At 68.3% G+C, this 16,357-nt stretch carries 13 protein-coding genes; 11 read left to right on the top strand and 2 right to left on the bottom strand.

Annotation, left to right across the window (positions count from 1 at the left end; all coding sequences use genetic code 11):
* Positions 1–61 precede the first annotated feature (61 nt).
* The 8 genes from KZC51_RS14860 to KZC51_RS14825 all read left to right on the top strand — a co-directional run bounded on the left by KZC51_RS14860 (position 62) and on the right by KZC51_RS14825 (position 10,826).
* Positions 62–1,726 carry an ABC transporter substrate-binding protein gene (locus tag KZC51_RS14860; protein ID WP_247630807.1) on the top strand — a complete coding sequence of 555 codons (1,665 nt, stop codon included), beginning with the start codon at positions 62–64 and terminating at the stop codon, positions 1,724–1,726.
* Positions 1,727–1,781: 55 nt separating this feature from the next.
* Positions 1,782–2,762: an ABC transporter permease gene (locus KZC51_RS14855; RefSeq protein WP_247630806.1), complete on the top strand. Its 981-nt coding sequence runs from the start codon at positions 1,782–1,784 to the stop codon at positions 2,760–2,762.
* On the top strand, positions 2,759–3,673 hold the full coding sequence (locus KZC51_RS14850; RefSeq protein WP_247630805.1) for an ABC transporter permease: 915 nt from the start codon (positions 2,759–2,761) through the stop codon (positions 3,671–3,673). Before KZC51_RS14855 ends, KZC51_RS14850 begins: the two co-directional genes overlap by 4 nt.
* Positions 3,670–5,382 (top strand): ABC transporter ATP-binding protein, encoded by a 1,713-nt coding sequence (locus KZC51_RS14845; RefSeq protein WP_247630804.1) that lies wholly within the window; start codon positions 3,670–3,672, stop codon positions 5,380–5,382. The genes KZC51_RS14850 and KZC51_RS14845 overlap by 4 nt, the downstream gene beginning before the upstream one ends.
* A 31-nt stretch (positions 5,383–5,413) precedes the next feature.
* Positions 5,414–6,583, top strand: a complete 1,170-nt coding sequence (locus tag KZC51_RS14840; RefSeq protein ID WP_247630803.1) for a glycoside hydrolase family 1 protein — start codon at positions 5,414–5,416, stop codon at positions 6,581–6,583.
* Between the two features lie 174 nt (positions 6,584–6,757).
* Positions 6,758–8,302: a molybdopterin-dependent oxidoreductase gene (locus KZC51_RS14835; RefSeq protein ID WP_247630802.1), complete on the top strand. Its 1,545-nt coding sequence runs from the start codon at positions 6,758–6,760 to the stop codon at positions 8,300–8,302.
* A 64-nt stretch (positions 8,303–8,366) separates the two neighbouring features.
* On the top strand, positions 8,367–9,944 hold the full coding sequence (gene metG / locus KZC51_RS14830; protein WP_247630801.1) for a methionine--tRNA ligase: 1,578 nt from the start codon (positions 8,367–8,369) through the stop codon (positions 9,942–9,944).
* Between the two features lie 3 nt (positions 9,945–9,947).
* Positions 9,948–10,826 carry a TatD family hydrolase gene (locus KZC51_RS14825; RefSeq protein ID WP_247630800.1) on the top strand — a complete coding sequence of 293 codons (879 nt, stop codon included), beginning with the start codon at positions 9,948–9,950 and terminating at the stop codon, positions 10,824–10,826.
* Here the strand turns inward: KZC51_RS14825 and KZC51_RS14820 are convergent.
* Complete coding sequence (locus KZC51_RS14820; RefSeq protein ID WP_247630799.1) at positions 10,805–12,082, bottom strand: MFS transporter; 1,278 nt, start codon at positions 12,080–12,082, stop codon at positions 10,805–10,807. The two genes, KZC51_RS14825 and KZC51_RS14820, sit on opposite strands and share 22 nt — an antisense overlap.
* Before the next feature lie 370 nt (positions 12,083–12,452).
* Here KZC51_RS14820 and rsmA point away from each other — a divergent pair, with 370 nt between their 5' ends.
* The 3 genes from rsmA to KZC51_RS14805 are packed head-to-tail and all read left to right on the top strand — an operon-like array spanning position 12,453 to position 15,345.
* Entirely contained in the window at positions 12,453–13,322 is an 870-nt protein-coding gene (rsmA, locus tag KZC51_RS14815) for a 16S rRNA (adenine(1518)-N(6)/adenine(1519)-N(6))-dimethyltransferase RsmA (protein ID WP_247630798.1), read from the top strand.
* A 9-nt stretch (positions 13,323–13,331) separates the two neighbouring features.
* Complete coding sequence (gene mgrA, locus KZC51_RS14810; RefSeq protein WP_308194310.1) at positions 13,332–14,399, top strand: L-glyceraldehyde 3-phosphate reductase; 1,068 nt, start codon at positions 13,332–13,334, stop codon at positions 14,397–14,399.
* Between the two features lie 13 nt (positions 14,400–14,412).
* Entirely contained in the window at positions 14,413–15,345 is a 933-nt protein-coding gene (locus KZC51_RS14805) for a 4-(cytidine 5'-diphospho)-2-C-methyl-D-erythritol kinase (protein ID WP_247630797.1), read from the top strand.
* A gap of 148 nt (positions 15,346–15,493) precedes the next feature.
* Here the strand turns inward: KZC51_RS14805 and KZC51_RS14800 are convergent, their stop codons facing one another.
* Positions 15,494–16,159, bottom strand: a complete 666-nt coding sequence (locus tag KZC51_RS14800) for a DUF998 domain-containing protein (RefSeq protein WP_247630796.1) — start codon at positions 16,157–16,159, stop codon at positions 15,494–15,496.
* Between the last annotated feature and the right edge of the window lie 198 nt (positions 16,160–16,357).

The following is a 16,357-nucleotide window of genomic DNA, read 5'->3' as shown; positions in this document are numbered from 1 at the left end:
GTCCGTAGGGCGTTCCGAGCACGTGACGCCCTTCATGACAGAGACGACATGAGGTGGCAGGGTGTCGAAGAAGCACACGCTCCGACGGTGGCGCAGAGCCGCGATCGTAGCTCTGGCGGCCACGGCCGTCGCGCTCAGCGGATGCAGCATCCAGATCACGTCGCAGCCCGATCCGTCGATCGGCGCCGACACGATGCTCATCAACGCCGATAAGGGCAATCCGTTCTTCACGAAGAACTTCAACCCGTACCTGACCAACACGCGCACCGCGTCGCGGTGGATCTACGAGCCGCTGATCCTGGTCAACCCGCTCGACGGGACGCTCAACCCGTGGCTGGCGACCGAGTGGTCGCAACCAGACGCTCGCACGATCGTGATGACGATCCGCGACGACGTGCAGTGGAGCGACGGCGAAGACCTCACTCCCGATGACGTGGCGTTCACCTTCCAGCTGCTCCAGGACAATCCCTCGCTCGACATCAAGGGTGCGTGGCAGCACCTCGAGAGCGTCGAGACCGAGGGCGACGACGTCATCCTGCACCTGCAGGGCGAAGACGCGCCGTCGCTGTCGATCCTGGGGCAGACCATGATCGTGCCCGAGCACCTCTGGGCCGATGTGAAGGATCCCGGCACTTTCCGCAACGAGGACCCTGTCGGCACCGGCCCGTTCGTGCTGGGCAACTACAACGACCAGCAGTACTCGATGGACAAGAACCCCGACTACTGGCAGGCCGACTCGATCGAGATCGAGCACATCATCCTGCCGGCGACCAACTCGCAGCTCGACACCGTCAGCCGCGGCTATGACTGGGCCTACGCGTTCATCTCCGACGTCGAGGGCACCTGGGGGGCGGCGAGCGATCACAACGCCTGGTGGTTCCCGCCGGGTGGCGTGATCGCCCTGATGCCGAACCTCGAGGTCGCCCCCTTCGACGACGTGAACGTGCGTCGTGGCATCGCCCTCGCCCTCGACCGCGAGGAGATCGCCGAGACCGCCTCCGAGGGGTACATGGAGCCGGCCGGTCAGACCGGCCTCATCCTCCCGAACCAGGAGCAGTACCTCGACCCCGACATCCCCGACCAGGGCATGATCACGCAGGATGCGGATGCCGCGCTCGCGTCGTTCGCCGAGGCCGGCTACACGCTGGACGGCGACCGGCTGGTGGGGGAGGACGGCGAGCAGCTCGAGTTCGCCCTCACCACCGCGAACGGCTTCACGGACTGGACGCGCGCCGCCCAGACCGTGCAGTCGCAGCTCGCCGAGGTCGGCGTCAAGGTCACGTTGCGGTTGCCGCAGCCGGCCGGATACCAGAGTGCGATCAGCAATGGCGACTTCGAGATGGCGATCGGCGGCATGGGCAACGGAGACGTGTACCAGGCCTACAACAACCTGCTCTCCAGCGAGTTCTACGTGCCGTCGGGAGAGGCGACATCGAACAACTTCGAGCGCTACCGCTCGGATGAGGCCGACGCGCTGCTCACCGAGTACCGGGCGACCGTGGAACCGCAGCGCCAGGCCGAGATCGTGCGGGAGCTGCAGGGCATCGTCTACGACGACCTGCCGGTGATCGGGCTGTACTACGGCGGGATCTGGGGTCTGTTCAGCGACGCCAAGTTCACCGGGTGGCCCAGCGCCGACGATCCGTACATGATCCCGCAGAACTACGACTCGGCACCGTTGATGATCTTCACGAAGCTGAAGCTCGTGAAGGAGGGCGACCGATGAGGCATCCGATGGTGGAACTCTTCACAAGGCTGAAGCTCGTGAACGGAGACGACAGATGAAGTACGTCCTTCAGAAGCTCGGTCTGTTCGTGCTCACCCTGTGGGCCGCGATCACGCTCAACTTCTTCCTCCCGCGGCTCATGCCCGGATCTCCCGCGGATGCCGCGATCGCGAAGCTCTCGCAGAACGGTCCGGTCTCCGACGCCACCCGCGCGGCCATCGAGGCCCAGCTCGGCGTTCCGACCGGCTCCATCTGGGATCAGTACATCGCCTACCTCGGGCAGGTCGCCCGGCTGGACTTCGGCGTCTCGTACACGTTCTACCCGCAGTCGGTGGCCAGCATGGTCTCCACGGCGCTGCCGTACACGATCGGGCTGGTCGGGATCGTCACGATCCTCGCCTTCGTGATCGGCACGCTGATCGGCGTGGCGGCCGCCTGGCGGCGAGGGACCTGGCTCGACAGCCTGCCCACGCTGACCGGTTCCTTCCTCAGCACCTTCCCGTACTTCTGGACCGCGCTGCTGCTGCTGTTCTTCCTCGGCTACGTGCTGCACTGGTTCCCCACCACCGGTGCCTACGCGGCCACGACGACCCCCGGCTTCACCTGGGCGTTCATCTCCGACCTGGCGATGCACGCGGTGCTCCCCGCGCTCACGATCCTGCTCACCTCACTGGGCGGCTGGATCATCGGCATGCGCAACGCGATGATCAACACGCTCGGTCAGGACTACGTGACCTTCGCCGAGGCGAACGGGCTGCGCGGTCGCACGATCGCCCTGCGCTACGCCGCGCGGAACGCGATCCTCCCCAACCTCACCGGCTTCGGGCTCACGCTCGGCGGCGTGGTGGGTGGATCCATCCTCGTGGAGCAGGTGTTCGGCTATCCGGGCATCGGATATCTGCTGTTCAACGCCGTGATCGGGCAGGACTACCCGCTCATGCAGGCGCTCTTCCTGATGATCACCGTGAGCGTGCTCATCGCCAACTTCCTCGTCGACATCCTGTACGGCGTGCTGGACCCAAGGACTCGCCGATGACCTCCACCATGAACGTCAAGCTTCCGGCCGACCGCATCGCGTCCCCGAGCCCGTGGCGCGCCGTCGGGCGCATGATCGGCACCCTCTGGGGCAACGGCAAGGCCCGACTCGGACTGTGCCTGCTGGGCTTCTTCGTGCTCATCGCGGTGTTCGCCCCGGTGATCGCGCCGTACGGGGCCAAGGACAACGGCTTCGAGCGCAACGCCGACGCCTCGCCCGCCCACTGGCTGGGAACCACGGCCGCGGGGGAGGACGTGCTCAGCCAGCTCATCTACGGTGCGCAGATCAGCCTGCTGGTCGGTTTCGCCGCCGGCATCCTCTCCACCATCGTCGCGGTGCTCATCGGACTCAGCTGGGGCTACATGCGCGGCTTCGCCGGCGAGGTGGTCGGCTTCGTGGTCAACCTTTTCCTGGTGATCCCCGGCCTGCCCCTCATGATCGTGATCGCCGCGTACCTGCAGAACGGCGGCATCCTGATGATCATCGCGGTGATCGTCGTGACCGGCTGGGCCTGGGGCGCGCGCGTGCTGCGCAGTCAGACGCAGTCGCTGCGGGGCAACGACTTCGTCGCCTCCGCGCAGTTCTCGGGAGACAGCGCCGCGCGCATCGTGTTCCGCGAGATCCTGCCGAACATGACCTCGATCATCGCCGGCACGCTGTTCGGTGCCGCGACGGCGGCGATCCTGGCCGAGGCGGGGCTCGAGTTCCTGGGCCTCGGCGACTCCAGCATCGTCAGCTGGGGCACCATGCTCTACTGGGCCCAGAACTCCAACTCGCTGCTCACCGGGCAGTGGCTGCTGCTGTTCGCCCCCGGTCTGTGCATCGCGCTGCTCGCCTTGAGCCTGACACTGATCAACTTCGGCGTGGATGGCATCTCCAATCCGCGCCTGCGAGAGGGGAAGGGCCGATGAGCGCCATGACCGCGGATGACGTGCTGCTGGAGGTCGACTCGCTCTCGGTCGAGTACGCCTCGCCGGGAACCGCGCCGGTGACAGCGGTGGAGGACGTGTCGTTCACGCTCCGCCGCGGAGAGTTCGTGGGGCTGGTCGGCGAGTCCGGGTCCGGCAAGTCCACGCTCGGCTTCGCCCTCACACGGCTGCAGAAGCCCCCGGCGCGGATCAGCGGAGGACGCATCGTGTTCGGCGGGCGCGACATCCGCGAGCTGGACGCCGAGGAGCTGCGTCGTCAGCGCCAGGGCGGTTTCGCGATGGTGCTGCAGTCCGGCATGAACGCTCTCAATCCGGTGCGCACGGTCGGCGCGCACTTCCAGGACATCTTCGCCGCGCACGGCCATGTGCCCCGCGAGGCCCGCGACGCGCGGGCCCGCGAGCTGATCGGCAAGGTCGGCCTCGAGCCCGAGGTGCTCTCGCGGTACCCCGGCGAACTCTCCGGCGGCATGCGGCAGCGCGCATCGATCGCGCTGGCCCTGTCGCTCGAGCCGCAGCTCATGGTGTTCGACGAGCCGACCACCGCGCTCGACGTGCTCGTGCAGCACGCGGTGATGGACACGATCCGCGATCTGCAGAAGGCTGAGCAGTTCACCGCGATCCTCATCAGCCACGATCTCGGGATCGTGCTGGAGGCGACGGACCGGGTGATGGTCATGCACGAGGGACGCATCGTGGAGGACGCCCGCAGCGCGGACATCCTGCATGATCCGAAGGACGAGTACACGCGGATGCTGCTCAGCCACTACGCGGACCCGCGCGCCGAGACCATCTCCATCCCCGGGTTCGTCGACCTCGGCACCCGGCGACGGGAAGGGCGGGTGCGCACCGACCTGACCGAGACGCTGCCGACCGTGTCGCAGCGCGATCTGCGCCGTGCCGATGCTGCGATCGTCGTGGAGGGCGTGTCGAAGCGCTACCCGGCGCCGCGCCGCGGGCAGGAGGCCGTGGTCGCGGTGGACGACGTGTCGTTCCGTTTGGAGCCGGGCGAGGCGCTCGCGCTGGTCGGAGCCTCCGGATCGGGGAAGTCGACCATCGCGAAGCTGATCACCGGCGTCGAGAAGCCGACCGCCGGCACCGTGAAGTTCGGCGACGTCGACGTTGCCACGCTGCGCCGCGGCGGTCTGCGCGACCTGCGCAAGGACGTGCAGATGGTGTTCCAGGATCCCTATGCGGCGCTCAACCCGCTGCACACCGTCGAGTACGCGCTCTCCCGCCCGGTGCGCAATTACACCCCGCTGCGCGGGCGGGAGGCCAGGGCGCGCGTCCTGGAGCTGCTCGAGACCGTCGGGCTCACCCCGGTCGAGCAGTTCGCGGCGAAGCTGCCGCATCAGCTCTCGGGTGGTCAGCGTCAGCGCGTCGTGATCGCCAGGGCGCTTGCGAGCGATCCCCAGGTGCTGATCGCCGACGAGCCGGTGTCGATGCTCGACGTCTCGCTGCGCGCCGGCGTGCTGGCGCTGCTCGAGGATCTGCGCGAGCGCTGGGGCATCAGCATGCTCTACATCACCCACGATCTGCTCAGTGCGCGACTGGTCACCGAGAACATCCTCGTGCTCAACAGCGGTCGCGTCGTCGAGCGCGGCGAGACCTCCGAGGTTCTGCAGCATCCGCAGGACCCGTACACGGTCGAACTGCTCGACGCGGTGCCGAATCCGGCGCGCGCCGCGCGCTGAGTCCACATCCCACCGATAGAAAGGAGCCTCCGTGCTCTCATTCCCTGAAGGCTTCCTCTGGGGCGCCGCGACCGCAGCCCACCAGGTGGAGGGGAACAACACCACCAGCAACTGGTGGGCGATGGAGCATGCGCCCGGCTCGCCCATGGTGGAACCGTCCGGTGACGCCGCCGACCACTTCCACCGCTACCCGGAGGACATGCGTCTGCTCGCGGATGCCGGACTCAACTCCTACCGGTTCTCGGTGGAGTGGGCGCGCATCGAACCCGAGCGCGGGTTCGTCTCGCGCGCCATGCTCGATCACTACCGTCGCATGATCGACACGGCACGCGAGAACGGCCTGGACCCGACCGTCACCCTCATGCACTTCACGGTGCCGCAGTGGTTCCAGAAGGACGGCTTCTGGCGCGCGGATGACGCGGTCGACCTGTTCGCGCGCTACGTCGAGACCGTGCTGCCGATCCTCGACGGGGTCCGCTACGTGTGCACCATCAACGAGCCGAACATCGCGGCGATGCTCGCCGGGGGAGAGGATGCGGCGAACCTCGTCGCCTTCGGACTGCCGAATCCAGACCTCGCCGTCGCCGACACCCTGCTCGACGCGCACCACCGGGCATCGGAGATCGTGCACAGCGTCTCCGGCGCACAGGCCGGCTGGACGATCGCCACCCAGGCTTTCCACTCGACCGGTGAGCCGGGGGCCGACGAGATGCTCGCCGAATACGGCGACCCGCGCGACCACTGGTACCTGGAGCAGTCGGCCGGCGACGACTTCGTCGGCGTGCAGGCGTACACGCGTACCTTCATCGGACCGGAGGGGCCTCGTCCGGTCAGCCCCGACGTGGAGACGACCCTCACCGGGTGGGAGTTCTACCCGGAGGCTCTCGAGCTCGGCGTCCGCAGTGCCTGGGAGCGCAGCGGAGGAGTACCGATCCTGGTGACCGAGAACGGCATCGCCACCGCTGACGACACCCGCCGCATCGCCTACACGCAGGGAGCGCTGGAGGGACTGCACCGCGCGATCTCGGACGGCATCGAGGTGCGCGCGTACCAGCACTGGAGCGCCCTGGACAACTACGAGTGGGCGAGCGGATTCGCCCCCACGTTCGGCCTGATCGGCTTCGATCACGAGACGTTCGCGCGCGCGCCGAAGCCCTCGCTGGCCTGGCTCGGCGAGGTCGCACGGCGCAACGCGCTCTGAACCCGGATGCTCCGCTGCACTTCCCGCGGCGATATGCGCTTCCCGCGGCCGAATCTCCGCGATACGGCCGAGGGAAGTGCGTAGAGCCGAGCGAAGCGCGCAGGCCGAGCGAATACCCCCGATGGGACGAAACCGAACGGATCCCGCGCGGCGCTCCGGGGTTACTCTCGGATGATGATGACGCAAGCGATCCGCACGTCGCGCGGTGACCGCCTCCGATCGGCGGCCGCGGGTCTGAGCGCGGCGGTCGTCGCGGTCGGACTGGCGGAGCTCGTCGCGGCCGTGGTCGAGCCGAGCGCCAGCCCGTTCGCGGTGATCGGCAGCGGGCTCATCGACCTCGCCCCGAGCTGGGCCAAGGACACGGCGATCGCGTTGTTCGGCACCGGAGACAAGGCGGCTCTCATCACGGGCATCGCGGTCGTGCTCGTGGCCGTCGCGGCGCTCGCCGGCATCCTGGAGTCCTGGCGGTCGGGCGTGGGCTCCGTGATCCTCGGCGGCCTCGGTGCACTCGCCGTGGTGGCTGCGATGGTCCGCCCCGGCTCCGGCCCCTTCGCGTGGTTGCCCGGCCTCGTCGCAGGACTCGTCGGAGTGATCGCACTGCGACTGCTCACACGGCGGCTGCGTCCTATCGCCGGGCTCGCGCCGGACCGCGAAGACCGTCGCCGGTTCCTGCTCTGGACAGCCGGCACCGCGGCCGCGGGGCTGATCGCGCTCGCGGTGGGCAACGCGGCGCGCGGCGTCACCCGCTCGATCGACGCGGTACGCGACGCGCTCGCACTGCCGAAGGCGGCAGCCCCCGCCGCCGCCGTGCCGCCTGCTGCGGAGCTGGGCATCCCGGGGCTTGCACCCGTGGTCACCCCGAACGCGGATTTCTACCGCATCGACACCGCGCTGATCGTGCCGCGCCTCGACCCGGCTGACTGGTCGCTGCGTATCCACGGCATGGTCGATCGTGAGGTGACGATCACGTGGACCGAGCTGCTGGCCCTGCCGATGCAGGAGTCGTACGTGACACTCGCGTGCGTGTCGAACGAGGTCGGCGGCTCGCTGATCGGCAATGCGCGCTGGCTGGGCTACCCCGTCCGCGAGCTCCTCGCGCGGGCCGGGGTCCATGCCGATGCCGACATGGTGTTGTCGACCTCCATCGACGGCTTCACGGCGTCCACGCCGGTCGAGGCGCTCACCGACGATCGCGACGCACTGCTGGCGATCGGCATGAACGGCGAGCCTCTGCCGATCGAGCACGGCTTCCCGGTGCGCATGGTGGTGCCCGGCCTCTACGGCTACGTGTCTGCGACGAAGTGGGTCACCGAGCTCGAGGTGACGCGGTTCGACCGCGCGCAGGCGTACTGGACCCCGCGCGGCTGGTCCGATCACGGCCCGATCAAGCTGCAGTCGCGCATCGACGTCCCCCGCGGCGGACGCGCGGTCACGCCCGGCGACACCGTGATCGCGGGGATGGCCTGGCAGCAGCACGTCGGGATCGCCGGCGTCGAGGTCCGCGTCGACGGCGGGCCGTGGCGTCGTGCCGAACTCACGACCGCCATCTCGGCCGACACCTGGGTGCAGTGGAGCATGCCGTGGGTGGCCGAGACCGGCAGCCACACGATCGAGTGCCGTGCGGTGAGCGTCGACGGCGACACGCAGATCGAGCAGCAGGCACCTCCGGCGCCCGACGGTGCGCAGGGATGGCATCGCGTCGACGTGACCGTGAACTGAGCGCCGGTCGTGGTCGTTCTCCGGCGGCGTAACCTCTCCCGCCATCCCACCTAGAATTGTCCCCATGCCCGCAGGCGAATCGTTCTACATCACCACGCCCATCTACTACCCCTCCGATGTGCCGCACATCGGTCATGGGTACACGACGGTGGCGGTCGACACCCTCGCGCGGTGGCACCGCCAGGCGGGCGATGACACCTGGATGCTCACGGGTACCGACGAGCACGGTCAGAAGATGCTGCGCGCCGCCGCGGCGAACGGCGTCACCCCGCAGGAGTGGGTCGACAAGCTCGTCACCGAGAGCTGGTTCCCGCAGCTGGAGACGCTCGACGTCGCCAACGACGACTTCATCCGCACGACGCAGGAGCGCCACGAGAAGAACGTGCAGACGTTCTTCCAGCGGCTCTACGACCGCGGCTACATCTACGCGGGCGAGTACGAGGCGCTCTACTGTGTGGGCTGCGAGGAGTTCAAGCCCGAGTCCGAGATCGTCGACGGCACCGGACCCTTCGAGGGACTGAAGGTGTGCGCGATCCACTCCAAGCCTCTCGAGCTTCTTCAGGAGAAGAACTACTTCTTCAAGCTCAGCGAGTTCCAGGACCGCCTGCTCGAGCTGTACAAGACCCAGCCCGACTTCGTGCGCCCCGATTCGGCGCGCAACGAGGTCGTCTCCTTCGTGAGCCAGGGTCTCAAGGACCTCTCCATCTCGCGCTCGACGTTCGACTGGGGAATCCCGCTGCCATGGGACGAGTCGCACGTCATCTACGTGTGGGTCGACGCGCTGCTGAACTACGCCACCGCGGTGGGCTACGGCTCCGACGAGGAGACCTTCGCGCGCCGGTGGCCCGCCTACCACGTGGTGGGGAAGGACATCCTGCGCTTCCACGCCGTCATCTGGCCGGCGCTGCTGATGGCCGCAGGCCTCGACGTGCCCAAGGGCGTCTTCGCGCACGGCTGGCTGCTGGTCGGTGGCGAGAAGATGTCGAAGTCCAAGCTCACCGGCATCGCGCCCACCGAGATCACCGACGTCTTCGGCTCCGACGCGTACCGCTTCTACTTCCTCTCCGCGATCGCCTTCGGACAGGACGGCTCGTTCTCGTGGGAGGACCTGTCCGCGCGCTACCAGGCGGAGCTCGCCAACGGCTTCGGCAATCTCGCCTCGCGCACCACGGCGATGATCGAGAAGTACTTCGAGGGCATCGTGCCGCCGCCCGCCGAGTACACGGAGCAGGACCTCGCGATCCAGAAGATCGTGGCGGATGCCGCGGCGAACGCGGATGCCGCCATCGAGCAGTTCCGCATCGATGAGGCCATCGCCGCGATCTGGAAGATCGTCGACGCGCTCAACGGCTACATCACCGAGAACGAGCCGTGGGCGCTCGCCCGCGACGAGGACAAGCGCGCCCGCCTCGGCACCGTGCTGTACACGTGCGCGGAGGGACTGCGCGCGCTCGCCGTGCTGCTGTCGCCGGTGATGCCGCAGGCCACGGAGAAGCTGTGGCATGCCCTCGGTGCGGCCGCGAGCCTCGGACGTCTGACGGACCAGCCGATCCGCGAGGCCGGGGCCTGGGGCGGGTTGCGTCCTGGTACCAGCGTGAACGGACTCGCTCCGCTGTTCCCACGGGTGGAGTCCAGTTCCTGAGTCATGTCTGACACCTACGTACGTGAGCGCTCGGGTGATGGGCGCAAGGATCTGCGCTACCCGGCCGCTCCCGAGCCGCTGCGGGTGCCGGTCTACGACAACCACGCGCACCTCGAGATCCTCGACGGCGACGAACCGCTGTCGCTGACCGAGCAGCTCGACCGCGCAGCCGCGGTGGGCATCGCGGGCGTCATCCAGGCATCCGGCGACATCGAGTCCTCGCGCTGGGCCGTCGAGGCGGCAGCATCCGATTCCCGCGTGCTCGCCGCGGTCGCGATCCATCCGAACGACGCGCCGACCTATGCCGAGGCCGGGCGGCTCGACGAGGCCATCGCCGTGATCGACGAGCTGGCCGCACATCCGCGCACGCGGGCGATCGGCGAGACGGGGCTCGACTTCTTCCGCACGGAACCGGAGCGGCGGGCACCGCAGTTCGCGGCATTCGAGGCGCACATCGCGTTGGCGAAGAAGCACGGCATCGCGATGCAGATCCACGACCGTGATGCGCACGAGGCCGTCTTGGAGACCCTGACGCGTGTCGGAGCGCCGGAGCGCACCGTGTTCCACTGCTTCTCCGGGGATGACGCCATGGCGAAGGTCTGCGCGGATGCCGGATATCACCTGTCGTTCGCCGGCAACGTGACCTTCAAGAACGCGCAGAACCTGCGTGACGCGCTCGCGGTCACCCCACTCGAGCGCATCCTGGTCGAGACCGATGCGCCGTTCCTGACCCCGGTGCCGCTACGTGGGCGGCCGAACGCCCCCTACCTCGTGCCGATCACGGTGCGGTTCATGGCCGCGGAGCTCGGGATCGACGTCGATGAGCTCTCGGCGCAGCTCGCCGCGAACACCCTGCGGGTCTACGGCTCCTTCGAGGACTGAGCGGCTTCCACCGGTGCCGCGCTGACGATCTGCGAGATCGGCTTCCAGACGAAGAGCAGCGTCAGCGCCGCCCCGACGAAAGCGAACCACCAGGGCGCCGTGAGCCCCCAGATCTCGGCGATCACACCGCCGAGCGCCTGGCCGATCACCAGGCCGCCGAACACTCCGACCATGTTCACGGATGCGACGCGCCCCTGCAGCGCCGCCGGTACGAGCCGCTGACGGACGGTGGTGGAGATCGTGCCCCAGACGAAGGCGTAGGCGCCGAACACGAACATGATCACGAGCGCCACCCACCCCACGGTCGTGAGAGCGAAGGCCAGGTGCATCAGCACCTCCAACGACAGCACCACGCGCATGAGGGTCGCGAAGGAGACGTGCCGCTCCAGCCATCCGAAGCTCACCGTCGCCAGCAGCCCGCCCACGGCGGAGGCGGTGGTGAGGGCGCCGTATCCGACCGCCCCCATGTGCAGATGCTCTGTCGCATAGAGAACCAGCACGCCCCAGGGAGCCGCCCAGGTCACGTTGAAGAGCAGGATGATCAGCACCAGCATGCGCACCGGCGGGTTGCGCCAGAGCCAGCGCAGGCCTTCGGCGATGTCGGTGTGCACGGGCGGATGCGGCAGTGGAGCCCCGTCTCTCGTGTCAGGGCGGGGAGGCACCGGCGTTCTCGCCATGCGGGAGACCAGCATCACGGCCAGGCTCACGCACACGACCTCGAGCAGGAAGGGCCAGGCAGTGCCGGCAGCGAACAGGAACGCTCCCAGTGGCGGCCCTGCGAACTGGTTCGCGACGAGGTATCCGGCCTGCAGGCGCGCGTTCCCGATGCCGAGGTCGGCGGGTTTCACGAGCATCGGCAAGAGCGTGCTGCCCGCCGTGTCGACGAAGACCTCGGCTGTGCCGTAGAGGAACGCCACGGCGAGCACGATGACGATGTTCGCGGTGCCGGTGATCAGGAACACGCAGAGCGCGAGGAGCACGATCGCCCTGGCGGCGTTCGCCAGCATCACCAGACGCCGCCGGTCGAACCGGTCGGCGATGGCGCCGGCGTGCAGACCGAACACGAGCCACGGCAGGAACTGCAGGATCGCCCCGGAGGCCACCAGCAGCGGAGAAGAGGTCATCGACGCGATCAGCAGCGGGGCGGCGGCCAGCGCGACGCCGTCGCCGACGTTGCTCGTCCACGACGACGCCAGCAACCAGCGGAAATCCCTCCCCAGGCGGCGGGGCGCGAGGAGTTCACCGACGGAAGGCATCCGTTCACAGTAGCGGCGGCCTCCGACACCGGAGAGTCTCCGGCCGCCGTGCGCTCAGGGTTCCTGCGTCAGCACGCCGCGGGGGCCGAGGTGACCGCTCGACGGAGATGCGAGGGCGGCGGCGATCACAGGGAGCGCCCACGCGGCGCTTCGGACGGTGGTCGGTCGCACCAGCCCTCTCGGGCGGTCGGCGGCCGCGTCTCGCGTCGTCTTCTCGGGGTGCACGGAGTGGTCCTCTCGGGAACGGGGTCGCAGGGACGACGGGATTCGCCCTGTTCACCTCACACGACGCGTGACGGTGCATTTCGTGACGTGGAAGTCGCGGATGACGTGCGCGGGGACGCTCCCGCGGATAGGCGAGAATGGGGGGATGACCGTCACCCTGCTCGGCGCCACCGAGATCCGCCGCCTCGCCGCCGAGCTCGACGTCACTCCCACCAAGAAGCTGGGCCAGAACTTCGTCACCGACGCGAACACCGTCCGCAAGATCGTGCAGGCCGCCCGCGTGCAGCCGCACGAACGCGCGGTCGAGGTCGGACCAGGACTCGGCTCCCTCACCCTCGCGATCCTCGAGACCGGGGCCTCGGTCACGGCCGTCGAGATCGACCACCGCCTCGCCGCCCGCCTCGCACAGACCGCGGTCGAGCACGGCGTCGCGCCCGAGAGGCTCACGGTGGTCGATGCCGATGCGCTGCGCATCACGGAGCTCCCGGGCGAGCCGACCGTGCTGGTCGCCAACCTCCCGTACAACGTGTCCGTTCCTGTGCTCCTGCACTTCCTGGAGAACTTCGACTATCTGCAGCGCGGCGTGGTGATGGTGCAGGCCGAGGTGGCCGAACGCCTCGCCGCCACGCCCGGCTCGAAGATCTACGGCTCACCGAGCGTGAAGGCGGCCTGGTACGGAGAGTGGAAGCTCTCCGGCACGGTGTCGCGTCAGGTCTTCTGGCCGGTGCCGAACGTCGACAGCCTGCTGGTCGGGTTCGATCGCTCCGCGGGAGAGCGCGGCAGTGAGGAAGAGCGTCGCCGCACGTTCCGGATCGTGGATGCCGCGTTCAACCAGCGTCGGAAGATGCTGCGTCAGGCGCTGTCCGGTCTCTTCGGCAGCTCGGCGGCGGCGTCCGAGGTGCTCATCGCGGCCGGCGTCGCCCCCACCGCGCGCGGCGAGGATCTCACGGTCGAGGACTACCACCGCATCGCTCAGAACGCCACATCGCTCGATGAGGCCGGCATCACCGACTAACCTGGCACGGTGACCGAGTCTTCGCGCTTCAGCCCCGACGTCCCCGAGCTGCATCGTCCGTACACTGCGGAGGCGAGCCGCTATCAGCAGTTCGCCTACCGTCAGGTCGGCTCATCCGGTCTGTACCTGCCCCCGATCTCGCTCGGACTGTGGTGGAACTTCGGCGACAACATCCCGCTCGACAACCAGCGCGCGCTGCTGCGCCACGCCTTCGACCGCGGCATCACGCACTTCGACCTGGCGAACAACTACGGCCCGCCCTACGGCTCGGCCGAGAAGAACTTCGGCCGCATCTTCGCCGAGGACTTCCGGCCGTACCGCGACGAGCTGATCATCTCGTCGAAGGCCGGCTGGGACATGTGGCCGGGACCCTACGGTGATTTCGCCAGCCGCAAGTACATCCTCGCGAGCGCCGAGCAGTCGCTGACCCGCATGGGCCTCGACTACGTCGACATCTTCTACTCGCACCGGGTCGACCCCGTGACGCCGATCGCCGAGACCGTGGCAGCGCTCGACACCCTGGTGCGCCAGGGCAAGGCCCTCTACGTCGGCATCTCCTCGTACAGCGCGGAGCGCACGGAGGAGGCCGTGGCCGTGGCCGCGGAGCTCGGTACGCCGCTCATCATCCACCAGCCCGCGTACTCGATCCTCAACCGTTGGATCGAGGACGGGCTGACCGATTCGCTCCAGACGCACGGCCTCGGCGCGATCGCCTTCACGCCGCTGGCGCAGGGGCTGCTGACCGACAAGTACCTCGGCGACGGCACCGCTGAGCGCGCGCAGAAGCGCGGTTCGATGCCGGAGGGAAGGCTCAGCGATGAAGCCCTGCAGACGCTGCGGTCGCTCAACGACGTCGCCCGCGAGCGCGGGCAGTCCCTCGCGCAGCTGGCGCTGCAGTGGACGCTGCGCAACCCGGTCGTCGCCTCGGCGCTGATCGGCGCCTCGCGTCCTTCGCAGCTCGATGAGAACATCGCGGCGGTGAACGGCCCCGCGTTCACGAAGGAGGAGCTCACGCGCATCGACGAGCTCTCGGGTGCGATCGACGTGAACCTGTGGGCGAAGTCCTCGGAGCTGTGACGGACATCCGATCATGAGCATCGCCGCGACGACCGAGTCCGTGCACGTGCGCGCCCCCGGGAAGATCAACGTCTATCTGGGGGTCGGCGGTCGCCATGACGACGGCTATCACGCGCTCGCGACGGTCTTCCAGGCGGTGTCGCTCTACGAGGACGTGATCGCCCGTCACGCGGACGACTTCTCGCTGACGGTCTCGGGCGTCGATGACGTCGACGAGGTGCCGCTGGACGATCGCAACCTCGCGATGCGGGCAGCGAAGCTCCTGGCTGCGGCGACCGAGTACCCCGGCGGGGTCGCGCTCGAGATCCGCAAGCGCGTCCCGGTCGCCGGCGGAATGGGCGGAGGGTCGGCGGATGCGGCGGCGGCACTCGTCGCGTGCGACGCGCTGTGGGGCACCGGCCTGTCAGCCGCGCGGATGCACGAGCTCGCTTCGCGGCTCGGCGCAGACGTGCCGTTCGCGCTGCACGGCGGCACGGCCGTGGGCACGGGGCGTGGTGACCAGCTCAACCCCGCTCTGGCGCGTGGCCGGTTCGACTGGGTGCTGGTCACCAGCGAGCACGGCCTTTCCACGCCCGTGGTCTACGGGCGGCTCGATCTCCTGCGCGAGGAGGAAGGCGCCCTCGCCGATGATCCGCCGATGTCGCTCGACGTACCGATCCCCGTGCTCCAAGCACTGCGATCCGGAGATCCCGCGCAACTGGCGGACACGCTGTACAACGACCTGCAGGCGGCGGCGCTCTCTGAGCGTCCCGACCTGGCGGAGACGATCGACATCGGAATCCGCGCCGGTGCGCTGCAGGGGATCGTCTCGGGCTCCGGGCCGACGATCGCGTTGCTGTGCGCCGATCCCGAGGCGGCGCAGGATGTGCAGACGGCGCTGCGGCGCTCCGGGCATGAAGCGCTGCATGTGCATGGCCCGGTGCCGGGCGCTCGCATCGTCGTGTGACGATCTTCAGGAGTCGGAGCGGGCAGCCCCTCTCGAGTCATCCGATTCCCCAACCGGTACTCGAGAGGGTGCTCACCACAAGGGACGTGGCTGCTCTGCCTCACTGCGTTCGGCTTCGCACCCCAGATGCTCCGCCTTGTAGCCCCAGCTACTGAATAGACAATAGCGCCACTTTGCTTGTCCCCCAAATGGGGGACAAGGAAAATCGCTGTGAGTTTGCTGAGCGTCTCCAGATGAATGCCGGAGCGAGGCTTCGCAGCTGCACCTCGAGCAGGTGCACCCACGTCAGGATCACGGTGAAACCGATCGCCTCGAACAGGGTGAGATTGATCCATCCCTGCGTCATCGCCGCCATGCTCGCCACCATCGTCACGCCCGAGATGGCAGCGAGGCGGGTCAGCATCGGGGAGAGCTGGCGCAGGAAGATACGGTGCACGATCAGCAGGCAGGCGAAGGACGAGAGCATGAGCATCGACGAGTTGTCGTGCGCTGCCTTGTCGACCGACAGCGGGAAGACGCCGATCGCTCCGAGGCTCATGCCGAGAGTCGCCACGAAGAACGGCACCGCGCGGGCGGCGTGTCGGTACTTCGCCTCGGCGATCAGCGGCGTGCTGATGAGCCAGATCCTCATCATCATCGCCGAGGCCGTGATGACCACGCCCGCGGCGATCAGGCCGCCGTTGAACAGCGTCGCCGAGAGGTCGCCGGTCATGCCGAGTCGGCTGAAGTACAGTTCCCACCATTCGGGGTCGGTGGTGGTGAGGGTGGCCGCGAGAATGCCTGCGCAGAGGATCATTCCGGCGGTGAGAGTCATAGATGCTCTTCTGGGGGAGCTCATGGCCTTGTCCTGTCGCCATACGCTCGACGGCCGGCCAGGACGAAGTTGAGTCCCTCCTCAGGCGAGCGTTCATCGGGTGCGGGGCTGGAAACGCCCGCTGGGTACTCGCCATTCTAGCGACAACCGCCGGGTCACGCCGGGTTTCTCTTTTCGATGTGCTAGTCGGTGGCGTTC

It is taken from the genome of Microbacterium croceum (genome assembly GCF_023091245.1).
Lineage (GTDB): Bacteria > Actinomycetota > Actinomycetes > Actinomycetales > Microbacteriaceae > Microbacterium > Microbacterium croceum.
Note: the sequence above shows the minus strand (reverse complement) of the source record. Positions and strands in the feature narration are given on the sequence as shown.

What these genes read in the sequence shown, in the direction of transcription:
- KZC51_RS14855 (WP_247630806.1), top strand. Translation starts at nt 1,782, where the DNA reads ATGAAGTACGTCCTTCAGAAGCTCGGTCTGTTCGTGCTCACCCTGTGG.
- KZC51_RS14850 (WP_247630805.1), top strand. Translation starts at nt 2,759, where the DNA reads ATGACCTCCACCATGAACGTCAAGCTTCCGGCCGACCGCATCGCGTCC.
- KZC51_RS14845 (WP_247630804.1), top strand. Translation starts at nt 3,670, where the DNA reads ATGAGCGCCATGACCGCGGATGACGTGCTGCTGGAGGTCGACTCGCTC.
- KZC51_RS14835 (WP_247630802.1), top strand. Translation starts at nt 6,758, where the DNA reads ATGATGACGCAAGCGATCCGCACGTCGCGCGGTGACCGCCTCCGATCG.
- metG (WP_247630801.1), top strand. Translation starts at nt 8,367, where the DNA reads ATGCCCGCAGGCGAATCGTTCTACATCACCACGCCCATCTACTACCCC.
- KZC51_RS14825 (WP_247630800.1), top strand. Translation starts at nt 9,948, where the DNA reads ATGTCTGACACCTACGTACGTGAGCGCTCGGGTGATGGGCGCAAGGAT.
- KZC51_RS14820 (WP_247630799.1), bottom strand. Translation starts at nt 12,082, where the DNA reads ATGCCTTCCGTCGGTGAACTCCTCGCGCCCCGCCGCCTGGGGAGGGAT.
- rsmA (WP_247630798.1), top strand. Translation starts at nt 12,453, where the DNA reads ATGACCGTCACCCTGCTCGGCGCCACCGAGATCCGCCGCCTCGCCGCC.
- KZC51_RS14805 (WP_247630797.1), top strand. Translation starts at nt 14,413, where the DNA reads ATGAGCATCGCCGCGACGACCGAGTCCGTGCACGTGCGCGCCCCCGGG.
- KZC51_RS14800 (WP_247630796.1), bottom strand. Translation starts at nt 16,159, where the DNA reads ATGACTCTCACCGCCGGAATGATCCTCTGCGCAGGCATTCTCGCGGCC.